General features: G+C 62.7%; 25 protein-coding genes. 17 read left to right on the top strand and 8 right to left on the bottom strand.

Annotated features, from left to right (window positions below):
* The first annotated feature begins 1 nt into the window (after position 1).
* Together GR138_RS08075 and GR138_RS08070 are read left to right on the top strand one after the other, a co-directional pair.
* Positions 2-889 carry a branched-chain amino acid ABC transporter permease gene (locus tag GR138_RS08075; RefSeq protein WP_160858192.1) on the top strand — a complete coding sequence of 296 codons (888 nt, stop codon included), beginning with the start codon at positions 2-4 and terminating at the stop codon, positions 887-889.
* A 7-nt stretch (positions 890-896) separates the two neighbouring features.
* Entirely contained in the window at positions 897-1,877 is a 981-nt protein-coding gene (locus GR138_RS08070; protein WP_160858190.1) for a branched-chain amino acid ABC transporter permease, read from the top strand.
* A gap of 12 nt (positions 1,878-1,889) precedes the next feature.
* Here the strand turns inward: GR138_RS08070 and GR138_RS08065 are convergent, their stop codons facing one another.
* The 3 genes from GR138_RS08065 to GR138_RS08055 all read right to left on the bottom strand — a co-directional run bounded on the left by GR138_RS08065 (position 1,890) and on the right by GR138_RS08055 (position 4,091).
* On the bottom strand, positions 1,890-2,396 hold the full coding sequence (locus tag GR138_RS08065) for a hypothetical protein (protein WP_160858188.1): 507 nt from the start codon (positions 2,394-2,396) through the stop codon (positions 1,890-1,892).
* A 12-nt stretch (positions 2,397-2,408) separates the two neighbouring features.
* Positions 2,409-3,200 carry an SDR family NAD(P)-dependent oxidoreductase gene (locus GR138_RS08060; RefSeq protein ID WP_160858186.1) on the bottom strand — a complete coding sequence of 264 codons (792 nt, stop codon included), beginning with the start codon at positions 3,198-3,200 and terminating at the stop codon, positions 2,409-2,411.
* Between the two features lie 63 nt (positions 3,201-3,263).
* A complete protein-coding gene (locus tag GR138_RS08055) occupies positions 3,264-4,091 on the bottom strand; it encodes an alpha/beta fold hydrolase (protein WP_160858184.1) in 828 nt (275 codons plus the stop codon).
* Positions 4,092-4,223: 132 nt separating this feature from the next.
* Here GR138_RS08055 and GR138_RS08050 point away from each other — a divergent pair, with 132 nt between their 5' ends.
* Complete coding sequence (locus GR138_RS08050; protein ID WP_160858182.1) at positions 4,224-5,192, top strand: GlxA family transcriptional regulator; 969 nt, start codon at positions 4,224-4,226, stop codon at positions 5,190-5,192.
* A 148-nt stretch (positions 5,193-5,340) separates the two neighbouring features.
* Here the strand turns inward: GR138_RS08050 and GR138_RS08045 are convergent, their stop codons facing one another.
* Positions 5,341-7,527: a caspase family protein gene (locus tag GR138_RS08045; RefSeq protein WP_160858180.1), complete on the bottom strand. Its 2,187-nt coding sequence runs from the start codon at positions 7,525-7,527 to the stop codon at positions 5,341-5,343.
* A 201-nt stretch (positions 7,528-7,728) separates the two neighbouring features.
* Positions 7,729-8,949 (bottom strand): LysR family transcriptional regulator, encoded by a 1,221-nt coding sequence (locus GR138_RS08040; protein ID WP_160858178.1) that lies wholly within the window; start codon positions 8,947-8,949, stop codon positions 7,729-7,731.
* Positions 8,950-9,060: 111 nt separating this feature from the next.
* Here GR138_RS08040 and GR138_RS08035 point away from each other — a divergent pair, with 111 nt between their 5' ends.
* Genes GR138_RS08035 through GR138_RS08005 form a run of 7 tightly spaced genes read left to right on the top strand, consistent with a single transcriptional unit; the run spans position 9,061 to position 15,539 of the window.
* The gene (locus GR138_RS08035; protein WP_160858176.1) at positions 9,061-9,795 is read left to right on the top strand and encodes a PIG-L deacetylase family protein; all 735 of its coding nucleotides are present in this window, start codon (positions 9,061-9,063) and stop codon (positions 9,793-9,795) included.
* Positions 9,792-10,466, top strand: a complete 675-nt coding sequence (locus tag GR138_RS08030) for a 4-carboxy-4-hydroxy-2-oxoadipate aldolase/oxaloacetate decarboxylase (protein WP_160858174.1) — start codon at positions 9,792-9,794, stop codon at positions 10,464-10,466. The genes GR138_RS08035 and GR138_RS08030 overlap by 4 nt, the downstream gene beginning before the upstream one ends.
* A gap of 47 nt (positions 10,467-10,513) precedes the next feature.
* A complete protein-coding gene (locus GR138_RS08025; RefSeq protein WP_160858172.1) occupies positions 10,514-11,398 on the top strand; it encodes an NAD(P)-dependent oxidoreductase in 885 nt (294 codons plus the stop codon).
* Position 11,399: 1 nt separating this feature from the next.
* On the top strand, positions 11,400-12,920 hold the full coding sequence (locus tag GR138_RS08020) for a tripartite tricarboxylate transporter permease (protein WP_160858170.1): 1,521 nt from the start codon (positions 11,400-11,402) through the stop codon (positions 12,918-12,920).
* A gap of 28 nt (positions 12,921-12,948) precedes the next feature.
* Positions 12,949-13,938, top strand: a complete 990-nt coding sequence (locus tag GR138_RS08015; RefSeq protein ID WP_160858168.1) for a tripartite tricarboxylate transporter substrate binding protein — start codon at positions 12,949-12,951, stop codon at positions 13,936-13,938.
* A complete protein-coding gene (locus GR138_RS08010; RefSeq protein WP_160858166.1) occupies positions 13,935-14,441 on the top strand; it encodes a tripartite tricarboxylate transporter TctB family protein in 507 nt (168 codons plus the stop codon). Before GR138_RS08015 ends, GR138_RS08010 begins: the two co-directional genes overlap by 4 nt.
* A gap of 30 nt (positions 14,442-14,471) precedes the next feature.
* On the top strand, positions 14,472-15,539 hold the full coding sequence (locus GR138_RS08005; RefSeq protein WP_160858164.1) for a 4-oxalomesaconate tautomerase: 1,068 nt from the start codon (positions 14,472-14,474) through the stop codon (positions 15,537-15,539).
* A gap of 130 nt (positions 15,540-15,669) precedes the next feature.
* Here GR138_RS08005 and GR138_RS08000 read toward each other — a convergent pair whose 3' ends face one another.
* Positions 15,670-16,371: a GntR family transcriptional regulator gene (locus GR138_RS08000; RefSeq protein WP_160858162.1), complete on the bottom strand. Its 702-nt coding sequence runs from the start codon at positions 16,369-16,371 to the stop codon at positions 15,670-15,672.
* Positions 16,372-16,495: 124 nt separating this feature from the next.
* On the opposite strand from GR138_RS08000, the gene GR138_RS07995 reads away from it, so the two are divergent.
* The 7 genes from GR138_RS07995 to GR138_RS07965 all read left to right on the top strand — a co-directional run bounded on the left by GR138_RS07995 (position 16,496) and on the right by GR138_RS07965 (position 22,931).
* Complete coding sequence (locus tag GR138_RS07995; RefSeq protein WP_160859200.1) at positions 16,496-18,010, top strand: aldehyde dehydrogenase family protein; 1,515 nt, start codon at positions 16,496-16,498, stop codon at positions 18,008-18,010.
* Between the two features lie 176 nt (positions 18,011-18,186).
* Positions 18,187-19,137 carry a sugar ABC transporter substrate-binding protein gene (locus tag GR138_RS07990; protein ID WP_160858160.1) on the top strand — a complete coding sequence of 317 codons (951 nt, stop codon included), beginning with the start codon at positions 18,187-18,189 and terminating at the stop codon, positions 19,135-19,137.
* Positions 19,138-19,217: 80 nt separating this feature from the next.
* A complete protein-coding gene (locus tag GR138_RS07985; protein ID WP_338091052.1) occupies positions 19,218-20,237 on the top strand; it encodes an ABC transporter permease in 1,020 nt (339 codons plus the stop codon).
* Positions 20,237-20,968, top strand: coding sequence for an ATP-binding cassette domain-containing protein (locus tag GR138_RS07980; RefSeq protein WP_160858156.1), 732 nt, complete (start codon positions 20,237-20,239; stop codon positions 20,966-20,968). Before GR138_RS07985 ends, GR138_RS07980 begins: the two co-directional genes overlap by 1 nt.
* Positions 20,969-21,001: 33 nt before the next feature.
* Positions 21,002-21,844: a 5-dehydro-4-deoxy-D-glucuronate isomerase gene (kduI, locus tag GR138_RS07975; RefSeq protein WP_160858154.1), complete on the top strand. Its 843-nt coding sequence runs from the start codon at positions 21,002-21,004 to the stop codon at positions 21,842-21,844.
* The gene (kduD, locus tag GR138_RS07970) at positions 21,841-22,596 is read left to right on the top strand and encodes a 2-dehydro-3-deoxy-D-gluconate 5-dehydrogenase KduD (RefSeq protein WP_160858152.1); all 756 of its coding nucleotides are present in this window, start codon (positions 21,841-21,843) and stop codon (positions 22,594-22,596) included. Before kduI ends, kduD begins: the two co-directional genes overlap by 4 nt.
* An 8-nt stretch (positions 22,597-22,604) precedes the next feature.
* Positions 22,605-22,931: a cupin domain-containing protein gene (locus GR138_RS07965; protein ID WP_160858150.1), complete on the top strand. Its 327-nt coding sequence runs from the start codon at positions 22,605-22,607 to the stop codon at positions 22,929-22,931.
* Positions 22,932-23,035: 104 nt separating this feature from the next.
* Here GR138_RS07965 and GR138_RS07960 read toward each other — a convergent pair whose 3' ends face one another.
* Positions 23,036-24,448 (bottom strand): FAD/NAD(P)-binding protein, encoded by a 1,413-nt coding sequence (locus GR138_RS07960; protein WP_160858148.1) that lies wholly within the window; start codon positions 24,446-24,448, stop codon positions 23,036-23,038.
* On the bottom strand, positions 24,411-24,881 hold the full coding sequence (locus tag GR138_RS07955; protein ID WP_160859198.1) for an RrF2 family transcriptional regulator: 471 nt from the start codon (positions 24,879-24,881) through the stop codon (positions 24,411-24,413). Before GR138_RS07955 ends, GR138_RS07960 begins: the two co-directional genes overlap by 38 nt.
* Positions 24,882-24,905 lie beyond the last annotated feature (24 nt).

Below are 24,905 nucleotides of genomic sequence, written 5' to 3'. Positions count from 1 at the left end.
CATGGCTGATATCATCGTCTCCATCCTCGTCAGCGGCCTCGTGCTCGGCTCCCTCTACGCTTTGATGGCGAGCGGGTTGTCGATGGTCTGGACGACACTCGGCATCTTCAACTTCGCCCATGGCGTCTCGATGACCGTCGGGGCCTATGTCGCCTACGAAATCGCCCAGCGCCTGGGTCCCGACCTGTGGGTGGGATATTCGATCCTCCTCGCGCTCGTCGTCATGGCCGCCGTGGGTGCGGCGTTCGAGTATCTGCTGATCCGTCCCTTCTATGGTCGCGACGACATGGTGCTCGTCACCATCATGACCACGCTTGCGGGCCTGACGTTCCTGGAAAACGGCGTGTTGACCATCTGGGGCCCGCGGCTGAAACAGCTCGAGCCGCTGATCCCGGGCAACATCTCCTACGGGCTCGTGAACATCTCCCGGCAGGAGCTGATCATCGTGCTTGTCGCGCCGGTCATCCTCCTCGCGCTGTTCCTCGTGCTCAACCATACCCAGATCGGCCGGGCAATCCGGGCGGTCGGGCAAAACCAGAAATCCGCGCAACTGATCGGCATTCCGGTCACGCGGATGTTTCTCGTCTCCTTCGGCCTGGCGGCAGCACTGGCCGGCCTCGCCGGCATGTTGCTCGCCGGCGTGCGGTTGATGACGCCGACCATGGGCGCCGACCCGCTCATGAAGGCCTTGATCGTTGTGATCTTCGGCGGACTGGGTTCCATTGGCGGCTCGATCGGAGCGGCCTATGTCATCGGTTTCCTCGAAGCGATCCTCATTTTCACGGTCGGTATCTACTGGACGCCGTCCATGCTGTTCCTGCTGATGGTTCTGGTCCTGCTGTTCAGGCCGCAAGGCCTGTTCGGTGCCAAAAACCCGTCGTCGCTATGAGGTGGATATGATCAACCGACCGCTCGCCATCGCTGCAGCCCTCCTATTGCTGCTGCTACTGCCGCTCGTCCTGCAAGGGCCGTATATCCGGCACCTGTTCATCCTCGCCTTTCTGTTTGCGATCGTCGCCGCCAGCTGGGACCTGACGCTCGGCCTCACCGGCCTCTTCAACTTTGGCCATATCGCCTTCTTCGGGCTCGGCGTCTATACCGCCGGTATCCTGACCACGCAGGCCGGCGTCGATCCGTGGCTGGTCATTCCAATCGCCGGTATCGTCGCCGCGTTGGCTGCGTTTGTCGTGGCAGCGCCAACGCTGCGGTTGCGCGGCATTTATGTCGTGCTCGTCACCTTCGCCTTCTCGCAGCTTTGTCTGCAGGTCGTGATGAGCCAGGGCGATCTTACCGGCGGCGCCGGCGGTATCGTGCGCGTGCCGAGCCTTCGGATCAGCGACTACAACTTCGCCCGCGATCAGCGCCTCGGCTACTACTATGTCTCCCTTGTCCTTTCCCTTGCCTGCATCGCTGCCCTTGTCGCGATTGCGCGGTCGCCTCTTGGCAAGACGGCGCGGGCCGTGCGCGACAACCCGGAATACGCCGCCGCGCGCGGGATCGACCAGATGCGCATCCGGCTGACGATGCTCGTCATCAGCGCCATTCCGACCGGGATCGCCGGAGCGCTCTACTGCATCTACTTCCGCGTCGCGGCACCCGAAGTCTTCTCCTTCAGTACCTCGACGCTGATCCTCACAATGCTTCTGGTGGGAGGCGCCGGCAGCATCGTCGGCCCCGCGGTCGCGGCGGTCGGGATCGTCATGATCAGCGAATATCTCGAACAATTCCCCGATCTCAAGGCGACCAAACATATGCTGCTCGCCGTCGGCATCATCCTGGTCCTGCGCTTCTTTCCCGGCGGATTGGCGCAGATATCGGCCAACCTGTTCGCGAGGTCCGCCAAGACGGTTGGCGCCACCCCGGAGCGAGCGCCGTAGCCCTTCAGGCAATTACAAAGCCGGACCTCCTTGAACTCGTCGTGCGCCGGCACGCAAAGCTTGTCGTCCAAGCAGGATAGCAGCGACCAATAGAACGCCTTGGGCTGCGAGGAACGGCGGCTCGCTGCCGTTCGGTGCCAGATCGTTCAGCGCGGGAACCTTCAGGAAAGCCTGCACGATCAGCACGAAAAGGTTGAGGTAAAGCCCGATCGTTGCGCTGATCGCATAAAGCGGGCGTGCCCGGCCTTTGAGGCCGTAGCGGTACAGCGACACTAGGGCGACCGCCAGGATGGCGGCCGAGATGATGCCGACGCCGAGCGCCGGGGTGAAGGCGCTGATCGGGAAGAGGAAGCCGGTTAGCGTGGTCGCGGTGGTCGTGGCGAGGAACAGCGCTGTCATGCGGGGCATCCACCGCCCCGCTGCAAAAGCGGGCAGGGCGATGAGGCCGGCGGCGATACCGATGAAGCTCAACACGACATGCAGGATGGTGAATTGGGAGATGGTCAGCCCGAGGATCACGATCGCCTCCCGTCAATTCTTGTTGCGCAGGCCGTAGCGAGCGGCGGCATGGGCCAAAGATAGATTGGGTCGCAACGCGTCGCGGGCAGCAAGGAAGGTGTCAAGATCGGCCGTCTCCGGCAGGGAGGGCACGGTCAGCGCCTCACCGAGATCGAGTCCAGCCAAAGCCGCGTCGACCATTTCCTCGACATCCATCACCATGGCGGCGGGTATGGTTTCGAGCTTTTCGTCCTCCCAGATCGCGGTGCGGGTAATGCCCGGCAGCACACCCTGCACCCGGACGCCTGAAGCTGAAAGCTGCGCGTGCAGCGCCTCGGTGAAGGCCAACACGAAGGCTTTCGTGGCGGGATAGACGGCGGTGAAGGCGGCTGGCATCAACGCCGTGACGGATGTGATGTTGATGATCGTGCCGCGGCCTGCGGCGGCAAGGCGCGGGGCGATGGCGGCGGAAAGACGGGTGACGGCGAGGATGTTGAGGTTGATCATGCCGGTCACATAGGCAGGATCGAGCTCTGTGATCATGCCTTCCCCGGCAATGCCGGCATTGTTGACGAGGCCGGTGATGGTGGCATCGCCGCGCAAGCGCGCTTCGACCTTCGCCAGTCCCTCGGCAGCACCCAGATCGGCGGGGAGGATCTCGACGGTGACGCCATGGTCCTTCTGCAAGCGCGTGGCGAGCGTCGCCAGCTTTTCGGCGCGGCGGGCGACCAGCACCAGATTGTTGCCGCGGCGGGCGAGCCGGTCGGCATAGACGGCGCCGATGCCATCGGATGCGCCGGTAACGAGAAATGTGTCGGTGTTCATGTCCATATCCTTCAAGGGGTTGGGCCGGGCAGGGGCCTGCGGCGCCGCAGCCGGTCTGGGTTTTCAGGCGTCGATGAAATCGAGAAGGTCAGCGTTGAACCGATCCTGATGGGTCTGCGTCAGGCCGTGGTCGGCGCCTTCGTAAACCTTCAGCACGGCATGCTTGACGATCTTGACGGTGGAAAGCGCGGCGGCGCCGATCGGCACGATCTGGTCGTCATCGCCGTGCAGCACCAGCGTCGGCTTGTCGAAGGCTTTCAGGTCCTGGTGGAAATCGCTTTCGGAGAAGGCGCGGATGCTGTCGAGCTGGCCCTTGAGGCCGCCCATCATGCCCTGCCGCCAGAACTCCTCGCGAATGCCTTCGGAAATCGTCGCACCCGCACGATTATAACCGTAGAAGGGGATGGTCAGATCCTTGAAGAACTGGCTGCGATTGTCATAGGTACCCTTGCGGATGCCGTCGAAGGCGTCGATCGGCAGGCCGCCCGGATTGGCCTCCGTCTTCAGCATCAGCGGCGGCACGGCGCCGATCAGGGCGATCTTGGCGACGCGGCGGGTGCCGTGGCGGCCGATATAGCGGGTGACTTCGCCGCCGCCGGTGGAATGGCCGACGAGGATGACATTGTGGAGGTCCAGCTGTTCGATCAGTTCGGCGAGGTCGTCGGCATACTGGTCCATCGTGTTGTTCTGCCAGACCTGGTCGGAGCGGCCGTGGCTGCGGCGGTCATGGGCGATGGTGCGAAAACCCTGGTTGGCGAAGAACACCATCTGCGCATCCCAGGCATCCGCGCTGAGCGGCCAGCCGTGGGAGAAGATGATGGTCTGGCCGTCCTGCCGGCCCCAATCCTTGTAGAAGATATGCGTTCCGTCCCTTGTGATGATCGTCGCCATTGTTCCGTCTCCTCTGATCGGGGGGCTTGATTGCGTCCCGTGTGATTAGAGATACTCTCGCGTGCATCGCGACTGGATGGGCGCTTTTGACAGAAGCCGAGCCGAAACTGACAAAGCGTGGGGAGAGCAAAAATGGCGGCAAGGACAATGGAAGTCGGACTGATGCTCTATCGGGATTGCCAGGTGGCGATGGTGCACGGCATCACCGATCTTTTCGCCATCGCCTCGATCTTCTCGCAGGATCGCGGCGGGCCGGTGCTGCGCGTCAGCCATTGGCAAGCGGCCGCGGATGGTCGGCTTCTGCGCTGCTACGATACCGATCCTGATGCCGCCGGCGAGCCGGATGTCCTCATCGTGCCCGGCCGTTTGACCGGGCCGGCCGATCCGGAAGAGTCCAAACCGTATGCGCGCTGGCTGCTCGATCGCCACGCCCAGGGCGCGACGCTTGCCGCCACCTGCGGTGGGACCTTCATTCTGGCGGCGACCGGGCTGCTTTCCGGCCGTCCCGCCACAACGCACTGGTTGTTTGCCGAGCGTTTTCGTGAACGCTTTCCCGAGGTGCGCATGGAACCGGACAAGATCGTCATCGAGGATGGCGACATCATTACCGCCGGTGGTTTGATGGCCTGGACGGATCTCGGCCTGCGCATCGTCGACCGCCTGCTCGGCCCTTCCGTGACGATCGAAACGGGAAAATTCCTGCTGATCGACCCGGCGGGACGCGAGCAGCGGCACTACAGCAATTTTTCACCGCGCCTGACGCATGGCGATGAAGCGATCCTGAAGGTGCAGCATTGGCTTCAGGAACGCGCCGGCCGGCCGACCAGCATTGCGGACATGGCGGGACAAGCCCGGCTTGAGGAGCGCACGTTTCTGCGCCGCTTCAAGACGGCGACCGGCATGAAGCCGATCGAATATGTACAGCACCTGCGTATCGGCAAGGCGCGGGAACTCTTGGAATTTACCCGGCGCACGGTCGACCAGATCGCCTGGGCGGTGGGCTATGAGGATTCCGCCGCCTTCCGCCGGGTGTTCCACCGCATTCTCGGCCTGTCGCCGGGGGAATACCGCAGCCGCTTCTCTGTCGCCGCGGCCGCATGAGAAAACCGCTCGGTGTCCGATCAGCCTTGGCCACGGTGGTTTCAGCGCACTAAAAGACATACGTCATAGACGCGCAGGTCAGGATCTCTCGGTTGTCGAAGGTCGACCAATCTTTGCTGCCGAAGCACATCAACGCTTCCCCCCGTCCTCACGGAATTTCATTGTAAGCCAGTGCACCGGCATTTGCTTCCGCCTCTTGTCCCGCCATCAGCCTGGATCTTGCCGCCTCTGCGACCGTGAGACCACCCGGTGGCCGCCACCACACGTCATGCGTCAGCGTAGACATGTCGTTGTCGAGGAGGATGTAGTCGGCAAACTTCTCGCCAAATTTCCGAAAAGCGGCCGGTACGGTATAGGCGTAATCCGCAATCTCGTTCACGCGGTCACCATTCCTTGCAGAGAAAATCATCGCGCCCCCTTCATGAACGACCGAGTAGAGGTCGCCTTCCGGGGAGAACGACGAATAGAGCCCTTTGGTGACGTTACCGATCTTCTGCCCGGTCTGTGTGTCGAGGACGATGATCTGGTACGATCCGCCATTGTCGAGTTCCTGGACAGTCATCCTCGTCCCGTCAGGACTGAAGCCGAATCCCATCGGATAAATCTCGTCTTCGACGGGCAAAACGCCGGATCCGATCAAACTGTTCTGCGACAGGGACCATTGGCCCACGACGATCGCCTTTCCTATTTTCGGGGAATTGTTGGTGCAAACGAAGGAAAGGGATGCACCGTCAGCATTCAGCACGGCAAAACCCCTGTCCAGGGCCCAGCCGGCTATCTTGACCAGGTCGTTGCACCTGGAGCCGAGGTCAAACTCGAAACGCTTTGCACCACTCGCCACGTCCCAGCCCTGCACCAGCGCCATACCCTTCTTTTGGAGCGTGGTGACAAGGACCGATCCATCCTGGCTGAACACCAGTATTGGAGGATTGAAGGCGCCATGGGCCGGGCCAAGATTGTCTGCCGAGAGTGTGATCGTCGCGACGGTCTGGCCTGTAATGGCGTCAGAGACTTTTGTGATCCCTTTACCCAGATAGGCTGCCACACGCGATCCGTCTGAAGAGAATTTTGCGCTGGGCACTGCGGTGCCCACGTCTCCCAGAGTCCCGATCACCTTCTTGGCCGTAGTATCCCAGATCTCCAGCGTGCCTTTGCCTGTTCCGCGATATTCACGGTCGACGGAGGCGACAACGGCCCGGCTGCCGTCTGCATTGACGATGACGACATGTATGTTGTTCGCTGGGACGGGAAGAACGATGCTGCTTGATCGCGCCGCAGCCGTCAGCGCCTGATAGGCGGACGGGTATTGTGTTGCGGTCGTCTCGTCTATTTGTTGCGGCAGCCCGCGAAAGGCTTCGACGATCGCACCCTGGACATCGCCGGTAGCCAGAAGCCGTTTCGACGCCGCCGCATGATTTTGCGAAACCGAAAGCGCCTCATCGCGCGTCAGAACGCCGTTCAACAGGATTTCGGCGCTGAGCGACGACTTTATCCATGGCGTCTGGGACCAGTCCGTCGCCTCGCCGACACTGCGAGACACCTCGCTGAGAGCACGTTGTACCGAGAAGCCGGGAGTCTTTACGGCTTTGACAAAGGCAGCGGTAAAGGGGCTGAGATCCCCCTCGCCATCCGTGGCCGTCGCATTCGGCGATGTCGAGTAAGCAACGAAGATGCCGCGTGCCTCCTTTCTCGCGCCGGACGTATCTGGCGTGACCTTGGTCAATCCTCTATCGAGACCACGCCCGGTCGATACCGACAAACCCTGGTTGCCTTCGCCCGCAAAGGGGTTGTTCCGGCAGGCGTCCAGGAAGACCAGGATCGATGCCGATTTTTCCTTCATGCCGTCGATGATCTCATCGATGTAAACGAAGGCGTCGGAAAGTACCCCGCTTGCCGTGGCATCGGTTGCGACCATGTAGTTGCGGTCGTCGATCTGAATGCCATGGCCGGAATAATAGACGAGCGCAATATCGTCGCCCGAAAGCGCCGCCCGCATACGGGCAACGCAGTCGCGTATCGTTGCTCCCCGCGCGTCCAGGGCCAGAAAGACCGTAAAGTTCAGTTTCTGAAGGACGTCGGTGACGGCCGCGGCATCATTCGCCGGGTTGCGAAGCGGTGGTATTCCCCCGCTATAGGCCGCATTACCGATCACAAGGGCAAACTTCCCCGCTTCCCCGTGACTTGCACCGCCTGACGCGCGCGTGCCGGTAGCCGCAATCTCGTGGCAGGCATCAGCGGGAAACTCTTGCGTTGCGGCCAGTGAGGCGGCGAAGGTGTGTGAAAATCCTGAGCCGAGCGTGAGCATTGCACATGCGAGCAACGTTTTCCCAAGCATGTTCAATTCCTCGGAGGAAAATCCAACGGCGAATATATTGGCAATGCCTGCAACGACCAATGGAGTGGGTAACAAGATTATTAGGGGAAATAAATATATCCCTTCGGAGAGGTGCAGCAGTCTTTGGATCAATAGAGATTTGATACGGCTGTCCGTATCCGTTCAAAAAGTGTCGCCGGACCACGAGGGTATGTCAGCGTTCTACGCGGCCGCCGCGCGGATGTGGTCCAGGAAAATGGATTGCAGCCTGCTTGGCAGCCAGGTTTCGCGCATGGTGATGCCAATGGTACGGGTGCCTAAGCGCTCGTGCACGTCTTGCGCAACGGGGATGGAGGTCAGCAGGCCCTCGCGCTCCTCGATGGCGATCTGCCGGCGCGAGAGCATCGACAGGCGGTCACTTTCCAGGATGATGGCGCGGGTGAGGACGAGCGAGCTGGTCTCGATGCTGGCACGCGGCGAAGCGGAGCATTTCTCGAACAGCGCGTCGAAGGCCGCGCGAATGGGGGTGCCTGGCCGCTGTGCCACCCACTCCTGCTGTGCGAGGTCATCGAGCGATGCGCCTTTGTCGCGCGAAACAAGCGGGTGCGCCGCCCGGCCGACGATCGCATAGGGATCGTCGAACAGCGCTTCCGTCCTGAGCCCCGCCAGATCGCTTCCCGAGCGCAGCGCGCCGATCAGTATGTCGCTCGCTCCCACGCGCAACTGCTGCGACAGAAGCTCATAGGAACCGTCCATCACCTCAATGCGGGCATTCGGATGGGCGGCCAAAAGGGGATTGAGCGCGCGTGCGAGAAGCAGTGTGCGGGCAAGCGGCAGGCTCGCGATCTTGATCCGCCCCTCCATGCGGCCTTCGAGTTCCTTCAATTCGTCGACCGCCTGTTCCAACTCGGTGAGGGCGACTTGCCAGCGCATGGCGAGGCGGCGGCCGACCGTGTTCGGTGCCACGCCGCTCGGGCTGCGAACGAGGATCGCCTTGCCGACATTGGCCTGCAATTCGTGCAGTGTGCGGTGGAGCGCTGCCGGTGAACTCCCGTCGGCGCGGGCCGCATCGGTGATCGAGCCGGCGCCGGCAAGCGTGATCAGTGCCTCGATCTGGCGAAAGCCGATGCGGGCGAGGGTTTTGGAGATCAGCGCGGGGTCGCGCTGCGAGCTTGCGCCAAGCGCCTGCTCGAGCGCTGAGGCTAGCTGCGCCTCCATGCGGCGTAACCGCGTTAGAAGCACTTCGCCGGCGGTTGTTGGCTGGCTTCCTGCGGCATAACGGGCGAGCAGTTTTGCGCCGAAGCGAGCCTCGATGCCGGCAAGCGCCACCGAGACGGAGGGCTGAGAAACATTCAGTTCCGCAGCCGCACGATTGAGGCTGCCGGTTTCGCAGACCTGCATGAAGGTGCGCAGGTGACGAAGATTGAGATTGGTTGCGATCATTCTCGCCTCACAGTGTGATTCACAAAAAACTATAACACAGGCCGGCTTTCGTATTAGCACCGGGAACCCGATCGGTGCGAGTGTGCTCCTCGAAAATGGAGGAGCATGGATATGCATCAGAAAACCGGACTCGTCGTCAGCGCCCATTCCGCCGACTTCGTCTGGAGGGCCGGCGGCGCGATCGCGGCGCACGCAAAGCAGGGCTATAATGTCACCGTCGTATGCCTGTCGTTCGGCGAGCGCGGCGAATCCGCCAAGCTGTGGCGCAAGCCCGGCATGACGCTCGAAGCCGTGAAGGCCGATCGCAAGCGCGAGGCGGAAAACGCGGCGAGGGCGCTCGGCGTCCACGATATCCAGTTCTACGATCTCGGCGATTACCCCCTGCAGATCACGCCGCACGCCTTTGACCGGCTGGTCGATCTCTATCGCGAGATCCGCCCGGAATTCATGCTCACCCATTCCCGCCAGGATCCCTACAATTTCGATCACCCGATGGCGACCGAGTTCGCGCAGCATGCACGCGTTATCGCGCAGGCCCATGGCCACCGGCCGGACGTGCCGGTGCTTGGCGCGCCACCGGTCTATCTCTTCGAGCCGCATCAGCCAGAACAGTGCAACTGGAAGCCCAATGTCCTCCTCGATATCACCGATGTCTGGGAGAAGAAGCTCGCCGCCATCAAGTGCATGGAAGGCCAGGAACATCTTTGGGAATATTATACCCGCGTGGCCCTTCAACGCGGCGTACAGGCAGCCCGCAATTCCGACTACAAGGTGACCTATGGCGAGGCGTATGAAGCGGTCTTCCCGCATGTCACCGGCACGCTCGGCCATGGAGCACTCGCATGAACGTCGTGAACCGCACCATCGAGCGGCCGGCGCTCGACATGGTCGATGCGCTGGCGGAATGCGGTACGGCGACCGTACATGAAGCCATGGGCCGCGTCGGCCTGCTGCAATCGCATATGCGCCCGATCTGGCGCGGCGCCCGCGTGGCTGGCACGGCGGTGACGGTGTCGATCCCGCCGGCGGACAACTGGATGCTGCACGTGGCGGTGGAGCAATGCCAGGAGGGCGACATCCTCGTCGTCGCGCCCACCTCGCTGTGCGATGCCGGCTATTTCGGCGAACTGCTAGCGACATCGCTCAAGGTGCGCGGCGTGCGTGGCCTGGTGATCGAAGCGGGCGTTCGCGACGTCGCGGAACTCGAGGAGATGGGCTTTCCTGTTTGGTCGCGTTTCATCTCCGCGCAGGGGACCGTCAAGGCGACGCTCGGCTCCGTCAACATCCCGATCGTCTGTGCCGGCGCCAGCATCGCGCCCGGCGACGTCATCGTCGCCGATGATGACGGTGTGATGGTCGTGCCGAGGGCCAAGGCCGCAACCGCGCTTCAGGCATCCATGGCACGGCTGGAAAAGGAGCGGCAGACGCGCGAGCGGCTCGCTGCGGGCGAACTGGGTCTCGATATCTACAAGATGCGCGAGGCGCTTGCCGCCAAGGGGCTCACCTACATCGATTGATCGAAAGTCGGGGAAGGTGGAGGAACCTTTTCCGCACGGGAGGACGAATGACCACGATTGCTTTCATCGGCTTCGGCGAGGCGGCACAGTCCATCGCCGGCGGCCTCAACGGCCGCAACGCAGCGCGGCTTGCCGCTTACGACCTGCGCTTCCGTGATCCGGCAGCCTCGGCTGGCCTGCGCAGCATCGCATCCGACCGGGGCGTGCAGCCGCTCGACGACATTGCGGATATCGCCTCGGCAGATGTCGTTCTGTCACTGGTGGTCGGCGCAGCGACCAAGGCCGTAGCCGCCTCGGCTGCTCCCTATCTTTCGGCAAACGCCATCTTCATCGATCTCAACTCCGTCGGGCCCGATACGAAGGCGCTCGCTGCGAAGGAAATCGAGACCGGCAAGGGCAGCTTTGTCGAAGGTGCCGTCATGGCGCGGGTGCCGCCCTATGCGGAAAAGGTGCCGATACTGGTGGCCGGCAAGCGGGCGGGCGAGGCTGCCGAGCGGCTGAATGCGCTCGGCATGAACCTCGAGGCCGTCGGCGACACGCCAGGCCAGGCCTCGTCGTTGAAGATGATCCGCTCGGTGATGATCAAGGGTGTGGAAGCGCTGCTGATCGAGGCACTGTCCTCTGCAGAACGCGCTGGCGTTACCGAGCGCATCCTCGATTCCGTTGGGGAAACCTTTCCGGGGCTCGACTGGCGGCAGGTCGCGGACTACTACCTGTCGCGAACCTTCGAACACGGCGCGCGACGCGTGACCGAGATGACCGAGGCGGCCGAAACCATCGAGTCGCTCGGGCTGAAGGCTTCCATGTCGCGGGCCGCCTGCGAGACGATCGCCAGCGCCCATGCGGCGATGAAGGATCAGGGCCTTGCCGTGACGGACGGATATCGCGGTTTCGTGCTCGTGCTGGCACGCCGCCTGGCAAAGGACCTCTGACATGGATGGCATACTCCAGTCGCTCGGCGTCATCTTCTCCTTTTCGGGACTGGCGGTCCTCATCATCGGCGCGCTCCTCGGCATCGTCATCGGCGCGCTGCCGGGCCTCGGCCCGTCGATCGGGCTGAGCCTTCTCATCCCCTTCACCTATAATCTCGGCCCCGAGCTCAGCATGCTGATGATGATCTCGCTGTACACGTCGGCGGAGTATGGCGGCTCAATCAGCGCAATTCTGCTCTCCACGCCCGGTACGGCTGCTGCTGCCGCAACCGCCATCGATGGCTACGCCATGGCGCGCAAGGGCAGGGCGAACGAGGCGATCTCGATCTCGCTCACCGCATCGACCGTCGGCGGCGTCTTCGGTGGCCTGGCCCTGCTGCTGCTGGCCATGCCGCTGGCGTCGCTCGCCCTGAAATTCGGACCAGCGGGTTATTTTGCCGTCGGCGTGTTCGGTCTCACCTCCGTTGCAGCGCTTTCCGGCGGTTCCCTGATCAAGGGCCTCGTCTGTGCAGCCTTTGGCCTCGCGCTCGCAACGATCGGTATCGATCCGATTGCCGGCACGCCGCGCTTCACCTTCGGCCTGTTCGAGCTTTATGAAGGCGTACCGTTCCTCGCCGCACTCATCGGTCTCTTCGCAGTCTCGGAAGCACTGGTGATGATCGAGAACCGCGTCGCAGCAGCCCCCGTCATCAAGGACAAGGTCGGCCACGTCTTCATGTCCGGTGCGCTTTGGAAGGAAACCTGGCGCTCCATGTTGTCCGGCTCGGTCATCGGCACCCTGCTTGGCATCCTGCCCGGTGTTGGCGGCAACATCGCCTGCTGGGTCGCCCGCGATTATGCCCGGGCGCGTGATCCCCATCCGGAAGAGTTCGGCAAAGGTTCGGCCAACGGCATCGCCGCCCCCGAAGCCTCCAACAATGCGACGGTCGGCGGTGCGCTTGTCCCGCTCCTCGCGCTCGGTGTGCCGGGTTCTCCGACAACTGCCATCATGGTCGGCGCGCTGATCATGCACGGCCTGCATCCCGGCCCGCAGCTCTTCACCGAAGCGCCCTCGCTGGTTTATGCGATCCTCTTCGGCACGATCATCGCGTCCCTCGTGCAATATGCCGCGGGCTCCCTGTTCCTGCCCTTGATGGCCCGTGTGATGCGCTTGCCGGATGCGGTTATCGCCGTCGGCATCATGGCCTTTGCCGTGCTCGGCGCCTTTGCCATCCGCAACCTGATGTTCGATGTCTACCTGATGCTTGGCTTCGGCGTCGTCGGCTATCTCATGAAGAAGCTGCGCTTCCCGGTCGCGCCGATCGTTCTCGCCATGGTGCTCGGCTACCTCGTGGAATCCAACTATCGCACGGCGCTGGTGTCCTCGCAGGGCGACTACATGATTTTCATTACCGATCCGGTCAGCCTGCTGTTCCTCGTCCTCAGCCTTGTCAGCCTGCTGACGCCCCTGTGGCGCAGGCTCCAGAAGCGCCGCGTGCGGCAGGTCGATGTCGACGAAACGGCGAACGGCACCGCTCGCTGATCAAAAATTCAACAGGAGGAGAAAACATATGACGATCAACAGAAGAACGTTCGGCACACGCATGGCAGGGGCAGCCCTGGGACTGGCGCTCGCCCTTTCGAGTGTCGCCCTACCAGCTCCGGCCATGGCGGCCGGTTTTCCGGAAAAGTCCGTGACGCTCGTGGTCTGGGCGGGTGCCGGGGGAGCACTCGATACCTATGGCCGCAAGCTCGCTGAGCTTCTCGAAAAGGAATCCGGCTGGAGTGTCAAGGTCGACAACCGGCCGGGCGGGAGCGGTGCGGTCGGCGTTTCCCAGATCATGACGCAGCCTGCCGACGGCTATAACATCCTCGTCTTTACGGGAACGCTCACCTTCGGCATTGCCCAGGGCCTCATTCCCTTCGAGCTCAAGGACTTCCGCATGCTGCGCGCCATGCAGTCGGAGCCTTCGTCGCTCGCCGTGCTATCCGACAGCCAATTCAAGACGGTGGAAGACTTCGTGAAATACATGAAGGAAAACCCGAGCGGGTTGAAGGTTGGCGGTCATGCGCCGGGTGGCTTCCACCAGTACATGCTCTATCAGCTGATGAAGTCCGGCGGTTTCGAGAGCGGCTGGATTCCGCATGACGCTTCCGGCAAGGTGACGCTCGCTTTGCTCGGCAAGCATATCGACGCCGCGATGATGACGCCGTCGACCGGTCTCGCGCAGGTCAAGAACGGCGAGATCAAGCTGCTCGGCGTCTCCACCGACAAACGCAGCGAATTCCTGCCCGACACCCCGACCTTCAAGGAACAGGGCTACGATATCGAAGGTGCGGTCTGGCGCGGCATCGCCGTGAAGGCCGGAACGCCCGATGATGTGGTCAACTCCATTCAGGCGGCGGTCGACAAGGTCACGGCCTCGGCAGACTGGAAGAAGTTCCAGACCGAGCAGTTCCAGGACAGCCCGGACTGGAAGGAGGAAGAGTTCACCAAGCGCGCTGAAAGCGACCTCTCCAACCAGCTCGAATTCCTGAAAGCGAACGGATACGCCCAATGACGAACCAGGCTTCGGCTGTTTCGGGTTCCAACCTCTCCCCCGCATCGGGGGGAGAGGCGACCCACAAGCACTTCTGGCAGAACCTTGTCGCCGCCTGCTTGTCCATCGCATGGAATGCGAGCTTTCTCATCCTTAGCCTTGCACTGCCGGCGGGCCATTCGCGCGGCGATGTCGGACCTGGTTCGCTGCCGATGCAGGTCTCGGTCTTCGGCCTCATCGTCTCGGCAGTCTATCTGGTGCAGGTCCTGCGCGGCATCGACCTCGGCGGCTCCAGTGAGCGTATCGACGTGCCACGGGTTCTTGGTCTGCTCGGCCTCTTCGTCGCCGTAGCGCTCAGCGCGAACTGGATCGGCCTAGCGCTCTGCCTTGGCATCGGAACGGGGGTGGCGACGTTGCTTTTCCCCGGGGAGAAGCCGTTTATCCGCGCGATCGCGACGGGTGTCGGCTTCTGGGCGATTGCCTATGGGCTGTTCGGCAAACTGCTCGAACTCCCGCTTCCCTGACCTGAATAGAGATCGACAGGAGTGATGGACATGGCGCCGGATGGCATTGCGTGCATGATGATGAGGGGCGGCACGTCGAAGGGGGCCTATTTCCTCGCTGATAACCTGCCGTCGGACCCTACGGAGCGTGACCGGCTTCTGCTGCGCATCATGGGCTCGCCCGATCCGCGCCAGATCGACGGCATCGGCGGCGCCGACCCGCTGACCAGCAAGGTCGCCGTCGTGCGCGCCTCGACCCGACCGGATTTCGACGTCGACTATCTGTTCCTCCAGGTCTTCGTCGACCAGGACCTCGTCAGCGACAGCCAGAATTGCGGCAACATCCTGGCCGGCGTGGGTGCCTTTGCAATCGAGCGCGGGCTCGTCGAGGCAGGCGAGGGGGAGACCGCCATCCGCATTTTCATGGAGAACACGGCACAATCCGCCGTAGCGCGGGTCCGCACCGAAAACGGCCGGCCGGTCTATGCCGGCGAGGCGCGCATCGACGGCGTGCCGGGATCGGCGGCGCCCGTCTACCTCGCCTTCACCGATGCTGCGGGCTCAAGCTGCGGCGCGCTGCTACCGACCGGCTCGGCCGCAACCGAGATCGACGGCGTGACATGCACGCTGATCGACAACGGCATGCCCGTCGTCGTCATGCGTGCCACGGACTTCGGCTTGACGGGTTACGAAAGTCGCGAAGAGCTGGAAGCGAACGAAGCGGTCAAGGTGCGCATCGAGCGCATCCGGCTCGCGGCAGGTCCGCTCATGAACCTCGGCGACGTCGCGAAGAAATCCGTGCCCAAGATGACGCTTGTCGCCCCGCCGACCGGCGGTGGCGCCATCATGACCCGCAGCCTCATTCCGCACCGCGTACACGCCTCCATCGGCGTCTTCGGTGCATTGAGCGTCGCGACGGCCTGCATGTTTCCCGAAAGTCCGGCCGCCTCCATGGCGGTGCTTCCGGCGGGCGAGGAGAAGACCGTCGCTGTCGAACATCCGACCGGCAACATGGAAATCCTGCTGCGTGTCGATCAGGACGCGCCTGGCGGGCTCGGCGAATGCTCATTCCTGCGCACCACCCGCAAACTTTTCGATGGGCAGGTATTCGCAGCCTGACGTCACTCAATATCGCTCCGCGCACGCCATTGATTTTTGAGCACTGCCCCGGATATCCAAGGGGCGAGCCTCGCTTTGGAGCTCGATAACGCATGGAACCCATAGTCGCTCAGGGTTCCATCACCAAGCGCTACTCAAAAAGGTCGGGGTTATCGGCCTCGATCTGGGGCAGGTCGGCGAGGATGCCGTTCAGATGGCTGCGCATGGCGGTCCCGGCGGCATCGGCGTCGCGCGAGTCGATTGCGGTGATGATCGCCTCGTGTTCGGTGATCAGCCGTGTCATCGAATCGGGATGGCGGAGCTGGAGATTGCAGACGCGGTCCATATGCGCCTTGATGTCTGAAATGGCATTCCAGGCGAGGCCGCAGCCGGCGCCTTCGGCTATGGCGATGTGAAACTGCTCATCCTCGCGGCGGAAGGCGTTGTGGTCGTGTGCTTCCATCGCCGCCTTCTGGCGGGCGAGGATCGTGTCGATCTTGCGCCGCGTCCAGGCGTCGAAAGTCTCGCTGGCACGTCGGGCCACCGCGGTCTCGATCGCCTCGCGCACAAAGCGTGCCTCCATCATCTGCCGTGCGGAAATCCTCACGACGACGGTGCCCCGGTTCGGGCGGATGTCGACCAGTTTCGACTTGCCGAGCGCGATCAGCGCCTCGCGGACGGGCTGGCGCGAGACGCCCATGCGGGTGGCGATATCCTGTTCGGAAAGCCGCATCCCGGGGGCCAGTTCGAGCCGGATGATCGATTCCCGCAGGTCGCGTTCGACCTGCGCCGCCGCGGTTTCGCCGGTGTCGATCTTCAGGGATTCAAGGTTCATTTCTTTCGCCGCCGTCATGCGTTGACATCCAATTTAAACCACCATACAGTACCATACATCTTAAGTCCAACAGAAATCCGGCGCCCATAAAGCCGGATAAACAGGGAGGGGTCGGCACCGCGTGTCCGGCCTTGGAACGATATTGCTGTCCAATTTCATCGCACCCGATTCCAGTGATCCCCGCCTCGACATTAAATCCGGCTACCGAATGCTTGTCGATGGCAAGTCTGTCGACGCGGCCTCCGGCCGGACGATCGATCGGGTGAGCCCCGGCCATGCCGGCGTCGTGGTCGGCACATGGCCCGAGGCCTCGGCAGATGACGTGCGGGCCGCTGTTGCGGCGGCGCGTCGCGCCTTCGATACCGGCCCCTGGCCGCGCATGTCGGGCGCCGAGCGCTCGCGCCTGATGTTCAAGGTGGCGGACCTTATCCTTGTGCATCAGGAAGAACTGGCGCTCGCCGAAAGCCTCGAGGTCGGCAAGCCGATCAACCAGGCGCGCGGCGAGATCGGCTTCTGCGCAGACCTCTGGTCCTATGCGGCCGGGCAGGCCCGCGCGCTGGAAGGCCAGAGCCACAACAATATCGGCGACGACCGTCTTGGCCTCGTGCTGCGCGAAGCGGTCGGCGTCGTTGGAATCATCACGCCGTGGAACTTTCCCTTCATCATCGCCTCCGAGCGCGTGCCGTGGGCCATCGGCGCCGGCTGCACCGTGGTGCTGAAACCGTCCGAATTCACCTCCGGCACCTCGATCCGTATGGCCGAACTGGCGCGGGAGGCCGGCATTCCGGATGGTGTGTTCAATGTCGTCACCGGCTATGGCGATCCGGCGGGCCAAGTGTTGGCCGAAGACCCCGGCGTCGACATGGTCGCCTTCACCGGTTCCGTTCGCGTCGGCACCAAGCTCGGCGAGATCGCCGCGCGCAGCGTCAAGCGCGTCGGGCTGGAGCTTGGCGGCAAGGGCCCGCAGATCGTCTTTGCCGATGCGGATCTCGATGCGGCGGCCGACGGCATCGCCTATGGCGTCTACCACAATGCTGGCCAATGCTGCATTTCCGGCAGCCGGCTTCTGGTGCAGGAGGGCATCCGCGATGCGCTGATGGAGCGCCTGCTCGACATCTCGCGCAAGGTGACCTTCGGCGATCCGTTGAACGAACGCACCAGGATCGGCGCAATGATTTCCGAAGCGCATGCTGCGAAGGTGCATTCCTATGTGGAGGCGGGCATTGCGTCCGGCGCGGAACTGCTGCTCGGCGGCGAAAGGGTCGGCAGGGAGGCCGGGCTCTATTACGCACCGACGGTGTTTGCCGGCGTGACACCGGACATGACGATCGCCCGGGAGGAGATTTTCGGACCGGTGCTGTCGACGCTCACGTTCAAGACGGCGGACGAGGCGGTGGCGATGGCAAATGCCAGCGAATTCGGCCTGTCGGCCTCCGTCTGGTCGAGCAATCTCGAAAACGCACTGCAAAGCATCCGCCGCATCCGCGCCGGCCGCTGCTGGATCAACAGCGTCATCGACGGCACGCCGGAATTGCCGATCGGCGGCTACAAGAAAAGCGGCCTTGGCCGCGAACTTGGCCGCTACGGCTTCGACGAATATTCCCAGTTCAAGGGCGTGCACGTTACGCTCGGGCGCCCGGCGCCCTGGTTCGCATAACCGGCTGCGCAGGTAGAATTGCGAAAAAACAAAGAGATAGAGCGTTTTCAAGTTTCGTAGAAACGCGGAAAGGCTTGGGAGGAAAATCTCGGCTGGCGTTATCTTTGGTCGGAGCCCGCCAGCCGAGACTTGGGTCTTGTGGACCCGCATTGCACATCCAAAGGGAGGATACGCAAATGAAATTGACCAGGTTGAGAACCGCTGCATTGGCCGCGGGCCTGACCACCATTCTGGCATCGACAGCGCTTGCCGCGGATGTCAAGGCCACGATGATCATCTACCTCGATCCGAGTGTCCAGTTCTTTAACCCCGTGGTGAAGGGTGCGCAAGACGCGGCCGCAGCGTTCGGCGTCGATCTCGACGTGCAATACGCCAATAACGATCCGGTGCGCCAGAACGACCTGATCGAGAGCGCGACCGCGAGCGGCGTCGACGGCATCGCCGTCGCGATCTCTTCGTCGGACGCCTTCGACGCGAGCATCTGCGCGGCGGTCAAGGCCGGCATCGTCGTCATCGGCTTTAACAATGACGACCTCGACGGCGCCAAGGGCAATTGCCGCCAGGCCTATGTCGGCATGAATGAGTTTGCCTCCGGTTACGAACTCGGCAACCGGATGATCAAGGAATTCGGCCTGAAATCCGGTGACGTGGTGTTCAATCCGCGCGAAATTCCCGAGGCGAGCTTTGCGGTGGCGCGCGGCGGCGGCATCGAGAAGGCGATGACTGAAGCCGGCATCAAGGTCGAGACGGTTCGCGCTGGCCTCGATCCGGCGGAAGCCCAGAACATTATGGCGCAGTTCCTCATCGCCAATCCGACGGTGAAGGCGCTGTTCGGCACGGGCTCGGTGACCTCGACTGTCGGGGCGGGCGCCATCAAGGATGCCGGTATCGATATCCCGTTTGGCGGATTCGACCTCGCCGTCGAGATCGTCAATGCGGTGGAGTCCGGTGCGATGTTCGCCACCATGGACCAGCAACCCTACCTGCAGGGCTACCACCCGATCGCCCAGATCGCACTTGCCAAGAAATACGGGCTGACGCCCACCGACATCGACACAGGGCAGGGCGCCTTCCTCGACAAGTCGCGCATCAGCTCGGTCAAGCCGCTGATCGGCAGCTACCGCTAGCGCTTTCTCACGCCATGAGCGGGAGCCTGCCGGCATGACCGGTGGGTTCCCGGGTCCCCAAAACGATCGAGTGCCAGACCGTGACCCCTATTCTAGCAGACAGTGCCGCGCCCCGTTCGCGGACCCAAAGACAATCGACCCTCAAGCAGATCATGGGCATGCCCGCCGGGGCGATCTTCCTCGTCTTCATGGCGTTGCAGATCGTCTGTATTGCCGGTGCATTGCTCTATCCCAACGAGTTTCGCTATCTCTCGCCGCAGAATCTGACGATCCTGATGAAGGCAATCCCCGTGCTCGGCTGCCTCGCGCTCGGCGCCGGCGTGCTGATGATCGCGGGCGAATTCGACCTCTCCATCGGCTCCGTATACACCTTCACCGCCGTGCTGATGGCGAGCCTCGTCGGCGCCGGCATCAGTGCCTTCGTCGCCGCCCCGCTCGGCATCCTCGCCGGTGTCCTGATCGGCCTGCTCAACGGCCAGATCACGATCCGCTTCGGCCTGCCGTCCTTCATCGTAACGCTTGGCGGCCTGCTCTTCTGGCGTGGTGCGGTGCTGCTTTACAATGGCGCGGTGCAGGTGCGCTTTGATCCCGAGCCTGTCTTCACCAGCCTGTTCTCCGGCACGCTCTTCGGCATCAACGCCGCTTTCATCTGGATCGTGCTTTTCGTCGTCGGCTTCCATTTCCTGCTACACCGTCACCGCTTCGGCAACCACGTCTTCGCGACGGGCGGCAATCGTGGTGCGGCCGAGGCGATCGGCATCAACACGAACCGAGTCAAGCTCATCGCCTTTGCCATTGCCGGCGGCATGGCGGCGGTGGCCGGCATTCTCGCCACCGCCCGCGTCGGCAGCGTTCAGCCGGGGCAGGGTGCGGGGCTTGAGCTCCAGGCGATCGCCGCTTGCGTCATCGGCGGCCTGTCGCTGCGTGGCGGCCGCGGTTCGATCATCGGCATCTTCCTCGGCGTGCTGCTCATCCACACCATGACGGATGTGCTGCTGCTGCTGCGTGCGCCGGGCTTCTATCTCGATATGTTCATCGCGACGCTGATCGTGCTGGCCGCCATCTTCAACCATCTCATCGAGCGGCGAGGTGTTGCGTAATGTCGAACCTTCTCGAACTGCACAATATCTCGAAAAGTTTTGGCGCGCTGACGGCGCTTCGCAACCTCAGCTTCCACATTGGAGAGGGCGAAGTGGTCGGTCTGCTCGGCGATAACGGCGCCGGCAAGTCGACGACCGTCAACCTGATCTCCGGCATCCACAAGCCGACGGAAGGTTACCTCAGCGTCGACGGAAAGAAGACGGCCTTCACCTGTCGCTCGGATTCAGCGGATGCCGGTATCGAGACGATCTACCAGCACACAGCGCTGGTCGACAGCCTCTCGATCACCCGCAACATCTTCATGGGCCGTGAGTTGACGGATCGCTTCGGCTTCCTGCGACAGGCCGAGATGCGCGCCATCGCCATGGATGTCTTGCAGAACGCCGTGCACATTTCGGGCATCGATTCCCCGGATACGCTGGTCGGCAATCTCTCCGGCGGCCAGAAGCAGGCGGTTGCCATCGCGCGTGCCGTCTACTTCAAGAAACGCGTCCTGCTGCTCGACGAGCCGACCTCGGCACTCTCGGTCCGCGAGACGGAAGCACTCCTCAATCAGGTGCTGAAGCTCAAGGCGGAAAACGTCTCCAGCGTGCTGGTGACACACAATATCTACCACGCCTATCAGGTCTGCGATCGCTTCGTGATCATGAGCCACGGCACCAAGGTGTTCGATGTCGACAAGGCCGACACGACCATCAATCAGCTGACCGAATATGTCGTGCTCACCTGACCCCCGAAAACCTGAAAGCAAGAGGCATATGCCGTGACAATTTCCGTATCAGTACGACAGGTCGTCGGACCACAGGATGCAGCAAGGCGCGACACGCAGGGACTGCGCGACGGCTTCGTCATCGAGGCGCTGTTCCGTCCAGGCGAGATCAACCTCACCTACAGCCATCTTGATCGCATGGTCGTCGGCGGCATCGCGCCGCTTTCCGAAGCGCTGGTGATCGACCGGGTTCCCGAGACGGGGACGGAGCAGTTCCTCGAACGCCGGGAAGCGGCTATCGTCAACATCGGCGGTTCGGGCACTATCAGCGTGGGTGGAAAAGACCACACGCTCGGCTTTCAGGAGGCCATTTATATCGGGATGGGCGAGGGGCCACTGGCCTTTTCAAGCCGTAACCCGGCCGAGCCCGCCTTGTTCTACTTCTTGAGCGCCCCTGCGCATCGTGTTTGCCCGACGGTGCACATCACGCGCGAGATGGCAAAGAAGGTCGTGCTCGGTTCTGCCGAAGAATCCAACGCCCGCACCATCAACCAATATGTGCACCCGGATGTCTGCGAGAGCTGCCAGCTTCTGGTCGGCCTGACGATGTTCGAGCCGGGCTCCGTCTGGAACACCATGCCGGCGCATGTGCACGACCGGCGCATGGAGGTCTATCTCTATTTCGGCATGCAGGAGGCGACGCGCATCTTCCACTTCATGGGAGAGCCGGGCGAGACACGGCATGTCGTGCTGAAAAACCACGAGGCGGTCCTGTCGCCAGGCTGGTCGATCCACTCCGGCGCCGGAACCGGGCGCTACGCGTTCATCTGGGCCATGGCCGGCGATAACATGAGCTTCACCGACATGGACAAGGTGCCGATGGATGCGCTTCGATGAACCCATTCGATCTTTCCGGCCGCTGGGCGATCGTCACCGGCGCCAATACAGGCATCGGTCAGGCTATCGCGATAGGGCTGGCGAGGGCGGGTGCCGATATCGTCGGCGTTGGGCGTTCGGCGATGACGGAGACGGCGGCGGATGTCACATCCGCCGGGCGGACGTTCCTGTCCATCACGGCTGATCTTTCGAAGCCGGGTGTCGCCGGCGCCGTCATTGCTGATGTGTTGGAAGCTGGCGCCACGCCGGACATCCTCATCAACAATGCCGGCATCATCCGTCGCGCAGATGCGCTGGAGTTCACCGAAGAGGATTGGGATGCGGTGCTCGACACCAATCTGAAATCCGTCTTCTTCCTGTGCCAGGCCTTTGCAAAGGCGGCGATTGCGGCGGAGCGAAAGGCCAAGATCATCAACATCGCCTCGTTGCTCTCCTTCCAAGGCGGCATTCGCGTACCATCCTATACAGCGGCGAAGAGCGGCCTTGCCGGCCTGACGAAGCTCATGGCAAACGAGTGGGCGGCGCGCGGCATCAACGTCAATGCCATCGCGCCCGGCTATGTCGAAACCAACAACACGGTCGCCTTGCGTGCCGACGCGGAGCGCAGCGCCGACATACTGAAGCGCATTCCGGCCGGCCGTTGGGCAACGCCCGATGACATGGCCGGTGCTGCGGTTTTCCTCGCGGCAACGGCTTCCGACTATGTACATGGCACCATCCTGCCGGTAGACGGCGGATGGCTCGCCCGATGAGAGGTCACATGCAACCTTATACCTTGCCCGAAAACACCGTCTGGACCGAAGTCGCACCCGGCAACCGCCGCGCGGTACTGAGCCACCGCCCGGAAATGATGCTCGTCGCCTTCCGCTTCGAGGAGGGCGCCATCGGCGCCTTGCATTCGCACCCGCATACGCAGGTCAGCTACGTCGCCGAAGGTGCCTTCGACGTCACGCTCGATGGTGTCACGACACGCCTCGGCCCCGGAAGCAGCTTCATCGTCGCACCAAACGTCGTCCATGGTGTCGTAGCGCTGACGCCCGGTCTATTGATCGATACTTTTACACCGCGTCGCGAGGACTTTCTTTAAGCGGCCCACTGCCACACTGCAAAATAGAATGTACCCGCCGTACATGATTAGGTCGCATAATCGGCATTATGGAACGCATTCGATAGGCCGTACCTGTGCGCCTTTCAGGATCGCGATGCCAGGGCGAATGTGTGGCGTTGCATGTCGAGTACGGCCCGATAGGCTTGCCGTACCGTTTCGGCAAAAACGAACGGACCAGGACGCAGGCTCGAGGCGGCTGTGCCGACCAGGGACAGCCCGAACAGAGGGTTGCCGTCCATAAGGAGACCTCCGCTGTCGTTGACGCTGAGCAGGTCGAGATCCATGCCGAGCAGTCGGGCGAGCACCGACGCTGAGGGCGTTTCGCGACAATCGACGGTGTTTTCCTCCGGTCCTGCCGGGAGCCGCGACGAAACGAATTGTGTGCGCCCGGTTTCGAGTTCGGCAACGAGGCGGCGGTGGGTATCGCGTGCGATGCGGGTTGAAAAGTGCCGATGCAGATGCAGAAGGTGGCGGCGGTAGTGGTTTCGTTCCTTCTGCGGCAGGTTGCGCCAGACGGCGGAAAGACGAAGGGAGGCCGCGTCGACCACCGACTGCCATTGGCCGGGTTCCCGGTTCTCCGCAGTACGACACTCCCGGCGGATGTAGTGGAAGGCATCCCGGAGTGACCGGCTGGCCGGCGGAGGTCCAAAGCTCGCCCGGTCATGGCCACGGCCGTGGGGTTGCGGCAGGCTGCCGGTCGCGGCGCGGATATGGATCGGTCCGGCATAACCGCTCGCCCGCAAATCAAGGAGGAGTGAGGCAAAGCGCGGGCCGTTGCCGAGGAGTGTCAGCACCGGCGGGTCTTCGCACTGCGACAGCCGGTCGGCGGCGGCATGGGCCGCACGCCAGGAATCGGCTTCGCGCCGGGCTACGCCAAAACCGGTGGCAATGAAGACATGATCGAATTCGGCCCGGTCCCCTTCCCTGAAGCGGAGCCGGACGCGATCGTTTTGCGGGATGGCATCACGCACCTCGCCACGGAAGGTGCGGATACGAATGTCCTTGCGAAGGCTCAGGGCCTCGCTGAAGCGGGCCATCACATAGTCCCGGAAGAGCGCGCGGGGAACATGCAGGTCCTGCGGGCCGCGCAGCGAGGCAATCGGGCCGTCCGCCAGAAGGCTGCCCTTCAGCCAGTCGGAAAAATCGTCGGGGCGGTCTGGAATGACCGACAGGTCGCGCGCCGGTTCGCTGGTCAGGGCCCTGCCTACCGGGCCATTGCCGAAGGAACCCGGCGCGTCCTGCGCATCGATCAGCCACGCTTCAAAGGGCTGATGAAACCGCTTCATCAGGGCGATCGTCGTGGCAAGCCCCGACAGGCCTGCGCCGATCACCGCTATTTGCATCATCGGACTTTCTTGCCGCGCGACCCTTTCGATGAACATGCAATACCCCTTCCCTGCACCCTGGAACGAGACGTCTGGTAGCATGATAACGCGATTTTCTGTAATTTCTACCTTTTTAGTGTATTTTATTGATGGCAAGGTTTTTGAGGGCAAACCGCCCGTCGAGCGGCCCCTCGAATGAAGCATTCAGAATGTCGGCCAGCGTCGTATTGTCGAGGATCTCGCCGTACAGAAAGGCAATCCGCGCGAAAACACGCCGGACGGTGCAATGCTTCTGTTCGCGGCAGTCTTTGCAATAGCCGCCATCTGCCAGGCACGCGACAGGCACCAGAGCCCCCTCCGTCGTGCGCAGAACGGCACCGAGGGTGATCTCGTCGGGATGTCGTTGCAGCAGATATCCCCCGCGCCGGCCTCTCCGGCTCGCGACAAAACCGGCCCGCTTGAGCTCCAGCAATATCTGCTCCAAAAACTTCTTCGGAATGTTTTCGCGGCTGGCGATCGCCGATATCAGCAGAGGGGTGTCGGGATGCACCCGCGCGAGCGCGCGCAAGGCACGCAGGGCATATTTGGATTTTTGCGAGATCATGGCGTCCCGCTCTGGCGGCAGGGC

Source organism: Shinella kummerowiae (assembly GCF_009827055.1).
GTDB classification, from domain to species: domain Bacteria; phylum Pseudomonadota; class Alphaproteobacteria; order Rhizobiales; family Rhizobiaceae; genus Shinella; species Shinella kummerowiae.
Note: the sequence above shows the minus strand (reverse complement) of the source record. Positions and strands in the feature narration are given on the sequence as shown.

What these genes read in the sequence shown, in the direction of transcription:
- GR138_RS08075 (WP_160858192.1), top strand. Translation starts at nt 2, where the DNA reads ATGGCTGATATCATCGTCTCCATCCTCGTCAGCGGCCTCGTGCTCGGC.
- GR138_RS08070 (WP_160858190.1), top strand. Translation starts at nt 897, where the DNA reads ATGATCAACCGACCGCTCGCCATCGCTGCAGCCCTCCTATTGCTGCTG.
- GR138_RS08060 (WP_160858186.1), bottom strand. Translation starts at nt 3,200, where the DNA reads ATGAACACCGACACATTTCTCGTTACCGGCGCATCCGATGGCATCGGC.
- GR138_RS08055 (WP_160858184.1), bottom strand. Translation starts at nt 4,091, where the DNA reads ATGGCGACGATCATCACAAGGGACGGAACGCATATCTTCTACAAGGAT.
- GR138_RS08050 (WP_160858182.1), top strand. Translation starts at nt 4,224, where the DNA reads ATGGCGGCAAGGACAATGGAAGTCGGACTGATGCTCTATCGGGATTGC.
- GR138_RS08045 (WP_160858180.1), bottom strand. Translation starts at nt 7,527, where the DNA reads ATGCTTGGGAAAACGTTGCTCGCATGTGCAATGCTCACGCTCGGCTCA.
- GR138_RS08040 (WP_160858178.1), bottom strand. Translation starts at nt 8,949, where the DNA reads ATGATCGCAACCAATCTCAATCTTCGTCACCTGCGCACCTTCATGCAG.
- GR138_RS08035 (WP_160858176.1), top strand. Translation starts at nt 9,061, where the DNA reads ATGCATCAGAAAACCGGACTCGTCGTCAGCGCCCATTCCGCCGACTTC.
- GR138_RS08030 (WP_160858174.1), top strand. Translation starts at nt 9,792, where the DNA reads ATGAACGTCGTGAACCGCACCATCGAGCGGCCGGCGCTCGACATGGTC.
- GR138_RS08025 (WP_160858172.1), top strand. Translation starts at nt 10,514, where the DNA reads ATGACCACGATTGCTTTCATCGGCTTCGGCGAGGCGGCACAGTCCATC.
- GR138_RS08020 (WP_160858170.1), top strand. Translation starts at nt 11,400, where the DNA reads ATGGATGGCATACTCCAGTCGCTCGGCGTCATCTTCTCCTTTTCGGGA.
- GR138_RS08015 (WP_160858168.1), top strand. Translation starts at nt 12,949, where the DNA reads ATGACGATCAACAGAAGAACGTTCGGCACACGCATGGCAGGGGCAGCC.
- GR138_RS08010 (WP_160858166.1), top strand. Translation starts at nt 13,935, where the DNA reads ATGACGAACCAGGCTTCGGCTGTTTCGGGTTCCAACCTCTCCCCCGCA.
- GR138_RS08005 (WP_160858164.1), top strand. Translation starts at nt 14,472, where the DNA reads ATGGCGCCGGATGGCATTGCGTGCATGATGATGAGGGGCGGCACGTCG.
- GR138_RS08000 (WP_160858162.1), bottom strand. Translation starts at nt 16,371, where the DNA reads ATGACGGCGGCGAAAGAAATGAACCTTGAATCCCTGAAGATCGACACC.
- GR138_RS07990 (WP_160858160.1), top strand. Translation starts at nt 18,187, where the DNA reads ATGAAATTGACCAGGTTGAGAACCGCTGCATTGGCCGCGGGCCTGACC.
- GR138_RS07980 (WP_160858156.1), top strand. Translation starts at nt 20,237, where the DNA reads ATGTCGAACCTTCTCGAACTGCACAATATCTCGAAAAGTTTTGGCGCG.
- kduD (WP_160858152.1), top strand. Translation starts at nt 21,841, where the DNA reads ATGAACCCATTCGATCTTTCCGGCCGCTGGGCGATCGTCACCGGCGCC.
- GR138_RS07965 (WP_160858150.1), top strand. Translation starts at nt 22,605, where the DNA reads ATGCAACCTTATACCTTGCCCGAAAACACCGTCTGGACCGAAGTCGCA.
- GR138_RS07955 (WP_160859198.1), bottom strand. Translation starts at nt 24,881, where the DNA reads ATGATCTCGCAAAAATCCAAATATGCCCTGCGTGCCTTGCGCGCGCTC.